Annotated in this window: 1 pseudogene; it reads left to right on the forward strand. The window is 51.4% G+C overall.

Going from position 1 to position 823, the window contains the following annotated elements:
* Positions 1-823 (forward strand): annotated as a pseudogene (locus ACFOWX_RS13320) (hypothetical protein); the annotation flags it as partial.

Consider the following 823-nt stretch of genomic DNA (forward strand, 5'->3'; position numbering starts at 1 on the left):
CTATGATGCGCTGGGCAACCGGATCACCTCCAGAAACAAGCTGGGCGCGGTCACCAATTATGCGTATGACCGGCGCGGGCTTTTGGTCGAAGAAACCTTGCCGCAGGCGACCTATCTGAATGACGCCACGCTGCAATCCTCAACCATCGTCAACAAATTTGAATATGACGCCAGAGGCAACCGTACGAAGCTGATCGAGGCTTTCGGCCTGGCTGAGCAGCGCGATACAGTTTTTGTCTATGACAAGAATAACCGGCTTGTTGAAACGCGGGGAGAAGCGCGTTCGGTTTTGGACCAGAATAATCATACTTCGGTCACGACGGCGTTTGTTCCAGTTGAAGCTGTCAGCTATGATGCGCGTGGCAACATCATACGCACCATTGATGCGGCAGGTGCCAAAAGCTTATTCTTTTACGATGATTTGAACCGCAAAACAGCGGAGGTCAATGCGGCCGGCACTTACACCAAATATAGTTATGACAAGAACGGCAATGTCACCAATATCCGCATTTATGAGCATCCCTTAACGTTACCGGAAATACCGGCAACTGGTGGCAATGCAGCGGCTGGTGAGGCATTGTTGATCTATGCAGACGGCTTGTTCCGCGAGACAGTGTTCAGCTATGATAATCTGAATCGGATGGTGACCAGCAGCGTAACGGGCGTGGGTTCAGGTTATTGGAATGGTTCATTATATATAACCAGCGCCGCTCCACTCACCACCAGCTATGTCTATGATGCCAATGGCAATGTGGTGAGCCTGACTGATCCCAACGGGCGAGCGACCTATAGCTATTATGACAGGTTGGGGCGCAAAACCGCG

It is taken from the genome of Sphingorhabdus arenilitoris (genome assembly GCF_042651485.1).
Taxonomy (GTDB): Bacteria; Pseudomonadota; Alphaproteobacteria; order Sphingomonadales; family Sphingomonadaceae; genus Sphingorhabdus_B; species Sphingorhabdus_B arenilitoris.